This is a genomic window from Ruegeria sp. BHSB056 (assembly GCF_059613305.1).
Genome location: NZ_JBXWSG010000131.1, coordinates 1 through 6,505, shown reverse-complemented (window position 1 = coordinate 6,505; position 6,505 = coordinate 1). Strand labels below are relative to the sequence as shown.

General features: G+C 55.1%; 4 protein-coding genes. 2 read left to right on the top strand and 2 right to left on the bottom strand.

Going from position 1 to position 6,505, the window contains the following annotated elements; translation table 11 throughout:
- Window positions 1-700, top strand: a 700-nt coding sequence (locus AC2FND_RS19210; protein WP_496771325.1) for a DUF5928 domain-containing protein, incomplete at its 5' end; no start/stop codon positions are given.
- 315 nt (window positions 701-1,015) lie between these two features.
- A complete protein-coding gene (locus AC2FND_RS19205) occupies window positions 1,016-4,615 on the top strand; it encodes a flavoprotein (protein WP_496771324.1) in 3,600 nt (1,199 codons plus the stop codon).
- Here AC2FND_RS19205 and AC2FND_RS19200 read toward each other — a convergent pair.
- Window positions 4,612-5,775, bottom strand: coding sequence for a hypothetical protein (locus AC2FND_RS19200; protein WP_496771323.1), 1,164 nt, complete (start codon window positions 5,773-5,775; stop codon window positions 4,612-4,614). The two genes, AC2FND_RS19205 and AC2FND_RS19200, sit on opposite strands and share 4 nt — an antisense overlap.
- Window positions 5,776-5,795: 20 nt before the next feature.
- On the bottom strand, window positions 5,796-6,505 hold a 710-nt coding region (locus AC2FND_RS19195; protein ID WP_496771322.1), incomplete at its 5' end, for a tetratricopeptide repeat protein.

The following is a 6,505-nucleotide window of genomic DNA, read 5'->3' as shown; positions in this document are numbered from 1 at the left end:
CTTTCCCATCTCGAACGAGGGGCGCAGCCTGTATGCGTTTCTGGCTGGCCGGGGGCGCATCGGGCGCCGGTTCGGGCAACGTTTCTGGGAGGCCGAAAGTGTTCTGGGCCCTGACCGAGAGCTGTTCGTGATCGTCAGCAAGAAGTGGCATGTCGCTAAAAGGCTGGTCGATCAGATCGCGTCTGAAACAGATATCCCTTGCGTCGAATACTTGTTTAACGAAGAGGAAACTCAACTGCCTGATCTGGGCGGTATTGAGACGACGCTGACCAAGCGCTCGCGCCATCGGCGGGCCGTTGTACGAATGCTTTTCGAAAGTTTCGGATCAGACCAGTTGGTTCTGTGCCTCGACCCGGCCAACCTGGACGTTGTTCAGGATTTCTGCGGTGATCAGGCCAAAACCCATGTGCTTGAGATCGAATGCGAATACTCGGACGAATACCTGATCGGACATGCGCGCCGCGTCGGATTGGCGGGGGAAAACAGCCCGGTTGAGACTGTTTCCCGTCTGCTGCCGACACTTCGCAACGATCTGAGTTACGAGTCCCAACAAATCCGCGCCGCCGGTTTGGACAATTACCTGCGACTGCGGGAAACCGCCCAGCGCGCCGAAAACGTAGCTGTCATTTCCGAGTTTCTAGGGGTGGACGAAGAAAAGGCCAGCGCAGTGATGCGGCTGGACTACCTGTTCGCCGACTAAACGGAAGATCAGCCTGAAATCCGACAGTTTTCCGGCCCCTTCGGTGCGTAGGGTCCACCACATATTTGCCTGTCGGAGAGGATGGCCTAAAACCCAACATCACTGCCATCGTGATTTTTATACAAAAATCGGATACTGTGCAGCCAATTGGGCCAATTTGCTTATACTTTTTACTTTGGCAGGCCGGCCCTGGCCAGTGACAGGCAAAACCGGGCCCGACCTAAACTCAGAATGACGGGATCTGCACATCGAAAAACCCAAAGCCCCGGCTGGCCGCACTTAGACATTTGAAACGCAACTTCAGGGGGAACAGTTGTGCTTATAGATCAAATTGAAACGTCCAGATCATATATCCCAAATGACGCAGACTGGAACCTGATATACAAGGTTCTGCCGGGCGAGGCGAAGATTGCAAACCTGTCCGTCATTAACCCTCATTTCGAATGTATCGAGGTGACCGACAACACGGTTCTGCCAGCAAGCGGCATGTATGTTGTTCTGCGCGGTGTGGTTCAGCTGCGGCAGAATGGAAATCCTTTGGCCAGCGCGGATGTCGGTGACTATTTCTATGAAGAGCACCTTCAGATATCGGACATTCCCGTCAGCCTCGAAGCGCTTGCGCTGGACGGATCGCGGCTGGCTTTTCTGTCCAGCGAGAACTGGCGGCAGATACCAGAGGAAATCCGGCAACCCTGCTTCGCCACGATGTTCGGCGATCTGGTCAGTGTTCAATTGCAGAACTTCCAGCAGCCGATCAATTGTTGCAGCGTGACGGCTGCCGCCCTCAGCATGTCCGCGTTGGGCTTCAGTTGCGAAGTGAACGACATTTTCCGTGAATGCGCGCTGCCTTCGTCTTTCGTCGTCAATGACGGTATCTCACTGGGTGAGCTGTTTGACGTCGCCTGTACCTACATTCATTCGCAGGGCTTGCGGGACAGTGTTCAGGTTCAGGCCTATTTCATGGACGAGGACACGACAAACGTGCAGCTGTTGCTGGATGCGATTGACGAGTCCAACCGGCTGGGTGGTGACAACGATATTTTGGTGGCGAATTTTCAGGTCGGCGTCGCCCATGGCAAAGCGAATATGCCGGGCGGGCATTTTGCCGTCATCGCCAAGTGCAACCCAAGCACTGGGCTGGTGCACATGATGGACGTACATCCTGAGAAATACGGCAAGCTTTGGGTTACAACCGCAGACCGGCTTTGGAAAGCGATGTCGGACCGTGACGGAACCTCGATGCGGTCGCGTGGTATTTTACGCTTTTCGGCGCGTGCCGCGGTCAAAACGCATCTGAAGACATTCAAGCAACGATGCAACTATGTCGACAGCACACTCTATCTGGCGAAAGACCCCAAGAAACGGCGCAACCTGTTCCGCCGCGCCACTCCGAACATGAACTCCTTGGGGGTGTTGGTGGAAAGCCTCGCCATTCACGGCGACGACAAGGTGGACGAAGACGAGCTGCTGCGGGCCACCGAAGCCTCATTCACGGATGTTGTCTCACGGGTGGCCACGGCCGCGGACATGCACGACATGGCCCAGAAATACCTGAACGGGTCCGAAAACGTGCACCTGAGCAGTTCACTTCGCAGTTTCGGAACGCGCGAGGACACATCGATCGATACCCCCGAAGACTGGTTCAAGATGCAACTTCAGGGCCTGGACGCCATTACCGACCGTCACCTGATGATCAATATCGACTTTAATCGGGTCACCGGGATCGAAGCCATCCGCCCACCGGTAAACGTTTACCGGGAAACCGCGTTGCTCGAAGAATTCTGGTGCCTGTGTATCGCATATGATGAAGCAACCGACCTTGTGACGATCGTCGACATGAGCCCCGCAACGTCACAGGTCTGGCAAGCCCCTCGCGGCAACATCTTCCGCGGCCTGCGCGATCTGGAAAATCCGGCGTTGCTGGTGATCGAAACGGTTGAGCCGCCCGAAAACCCCGGAGATGTCACCAGCATTATCCGGAACAACCCCATGGTTCTGTTTTATGAAGATGAAGACCCATGGTCCTACATGCTCAGAAGTGTTCTTTCGAACATCGGTGCGACCAGCGTAAAGCAGGTGGATGTGGGCGGTCGCGATCCCAATGCGATAAAGATGCGGCGTCAGCTGATATCTTTAGGTGAAAAACCCAAAGTTCCCTACCTGTTTTTCCAAGGCCAATGCATCAGCAAAGGCGAAAAGCTGGAAGACATTGTGGACATGATCAAGGCAGGTCACCTTCAGGACCGCATGATCGAAGCGGGTCTTCCCGTTTCCAAGCTTGAAGAGACGCCCAGCCTGAACAAGAACATGTTCGGCTATCCCAAAGGTGTGATGAACGAGGTAAGCAGCGGCAAACGCAACGTGCTGCTTTGTGCCTGCGGATCATCAGCGGCAGACAAGATCCCCGAACTGGTTGAGCGCATCGTCGACGCCGGACACAATGTCAAATTGATCCCTTCCACTTCGGCCGAAAAGTTTTTTCGGGACTTCGGCGCTGAACGGATCGACGCCAAGATCACCCATAACGACTATTACCGCGACGATGATGAATGGAACTTCCGTTACATGGAATTCGACATGCCGGTGCGTGCGTCGCATCTGGCGCTATGCGACTGGGCCGATTGCGTGATCGTCGCTCCTATCACCTGCAACACCATGGGCAAAGTGGCAAACGGGATCGCCGATAACCTTCTGACCTCGGTCTTTGTGGCATGGCAGTACCAGAAGAAGCCCGTGATCCTGTGCCCGGCCTGTAACACGAATATGTGGAACAACATCACCACCCAGAACAATGTCGCAAGACTGAAGACACTGGGCATTGATTTCATAGGTCCCCGGGAAGGCCGGCTGTCAAACGGTCGGATGGGGATTGGCATGATGGCCACACCTGACCAGATCATGGAAGCACTGGGCGAGGCGTTCGAAGAACTGGACGACCAGAAATACCGCGTGTGCAAATGGGCCCGAGAGGCTGCCGCCGCTGACGATATCAATGAATGGAAACGTGTGTTCCGCGCCATCGATGAAGGTGTCGTGGGCATCAATATCGTGGACGAAGCCCACGGCGATTCATTGCTGCATTATGCGGCCGGTGGCGAAGGCGAATTGAACGAAGGTGGTCACGATCTGGGTAAGCCCGACTATGAAGCGGCGCAGGATTTGATCGGCCGCGACATCGACGTCAATATCGTCAACGATCACGGTTTCACCGCATTGCATGTGGCTGTGATGAACAAAGCCCCAAGGATGGTCGACATCCTGTTGCGCGCCAAAGGCATGGATGCAACCTCGTGCATTGAATTTGTTCAGGGCATGGATATCCCGCCCGAAATCCGGACCATGCTGGATGCTTGGGCGCAGGACCACAACCTTAAGATTAAAGACGCGGAACAGGGCCGTGACGAAACCTTTGTTGCCATTCAGGAACCCACCTATCTGTATTTCACATACGGCTCCCTGAAACAGGGGTTCCCGAACCATGAGGCACACAACCGGGTTTTGAATGACTTTGTCGGGCCTGCCCGCACGCGGCAACCAATGCCCCTGATCGTTCCAAATGAACCGTTCTGCGACAATCCGAATTGTGGCTTCCTGCACCGAATGGCAACCCTTGTCGATCAGCAGGGCATGGGCAAACAAGTAAGCGGAGAGGTTTACCGGGTGACGGAATCGGGCCTGCACGAACTGGACAAACTGGAAGGCTATCATGGTCCGGGCTCGTCCAAGAACGTCTATACCCGCAAAAAGATCAACGTGATCGTGGATGGGGTGATGAAACCCGCTTACGCCTATGTAATCGCCGATCCTGAAAAATACCTGCAAGACTGGCGTGACGGCAAATCCGAAGTCATCAGCGACTACACGCTGGATATGGCGCAGGGTGAACCCAAGCCCGGATTTGAGCCGGCACTCTAGTTTTCCACTGCGCTGACTTGTGGCGGTTTTGGGCTTTCCTTGGAGCTAAGGTTATAGGCCGTAATCACGACCATACACAGCAGCACGAACGGCCAGAACCCGGCCTTGGGAATAAGGTTGTCCCGGTAGTTGATGATTCCAAACGACGTCTCAACGTCGGACGCAAACAGGTATGTATTCACCGAAACTGCCAGCAGCATGAAGTACATCATGAAAAAGAACGACTCCATATAGATCACGGGAGAGCCCGCGAACCCTTCGCGCAGCTGCACATGGGCCAGCAGGATCACGAAAAACAGAACCGAGCATGTTCCGATCACGCTGGAGGTGCTGAAGTCATGCCGATCGGCCAGCCCCTCACGGCGTGTGACGGTCATCAGCGCCCCAAACAGCAGCATTGTCACGACAAGCAGCGGGACCATGTGCACGATAAACGCGTTTGCGAAATTGCGTTTGATGACAAAGTTATAATGCAGTTCGGGCATGTTGGTTTGATAGGTGTTCTGCGTGATGCCCAACGTCGTATCCAGGTTTGACAGCTTATAGTCGAAATAGGTGTTCTCGCGTTCCCAAGTGCCCATCACGATCTGACTGTCGATGCCGAAAATATCATCCGGCCCGGTCGCGGTATAAGCCTCAAAGTCGGGAACCAGCGCAACATTGACGTCAAAAGATGCGGGCCAGACGCGCACCCAGACCGTTTTGTGATCAAAGGGGTAACGGGTGTAGTCAAAGCTCTGACGAAGGGTTTGTTCAAAGTACCACCCGATCAGCACGCCATCCTGTTGCGGTAGCCGATAGGCCTCTTCGATCAGGCCATTTGCTGTATCGACCGCTTCGGGCAGAAGGAAACCGATCTCGCCCTCGGCTGGACGGATCTTGTCATGTTCACCTTCGACGTAATGCTGCCAGATGTAGCCGGTGACCTGAACGTCGCTAGCACCAAGAAAGCTGAACGATTTGATGAATATCCCCGTTTTGACGCGGTAATCTGGTGCTGAGTCCAGCTCACCCAGAAAGGCATCCACCGATGCCTGATCCGGAAGCTGCGTTGGATCCCCCTCAAAATGGTTCAAGTCGATCCAAAGCCTGAGCAACAGACCGGCGAGCCCAAGGGTCAGCAAGCCAGAAATCAGCCACACCTTTCTTTCTACGCTCATTCAGCCTCCTGCGGTGTCGCCTAATCAGCCAGAAACCCCACTGAACCCACAAGGGATTGCGTGATACCCATCGTTGCAAATTGCGTATTCAGGTCAGCATATTCCGCGTGCTGTTTGGGCAGAGTGTTCTGCTGTCCGCTTTCAGCCAGCAGTCGTGTTTGACGAATGGACAGATCGACCATCGGCAAAGGCTCGGTGGTGGTGAAGGCTGCAAGCCCATCCGCATATTCAAGTGCTGCGTCCCAATCGCCGCGCGCCAGCATGACGGCGCTGGCATCCGAGTAAAAGTGCAGGTGACTGTGCCCCACACATCCCTCGGCAATGATTTCAGACCCCAGGTTCAACAAGCGCGTTTGCTCATCAGGGTTGGTCTCGGCCATTGCCAGAGCCGACAGAGCCTTGGGCCCTACAAAGTTCCGCCCATGTTCAAGCGCGATTTCGACCGCGCGACGCCCGGTCGTACGCGCGCGGTCTGACTGTCCGGCATAAACCTGCGTTCGCGCCAGATGTTCAAGGGCCTGCGCCTCAAGACGTTTTGCCCCGACGCGTTCCGCAATTTCGGCTGAAACACTGAACGCGTCCAGCGCCTGATCAAGGTTGCCCAGAAAGGTCTCGGCCACGCCCAGGCAAGTCTGTGCAACGCATTCCGGAACAAAGGCAAAGTACTTTTGCGAGACTTCAATAGCCTCAATGGCGTCCGCCTTGCCCTGTGCGACGTCCCCGGTGTAAC

Bases quoted from the DNA above. Each gene is read 5' to 3' on its own strand.
- AC2FND_RS19200 (WP_496771323.1), bottom strand. From the start codon at position 5,775: ATGAGCGTAGAAAGAAAGGTGTGGCTGATTTCTGGCTTGCTGACCCTT.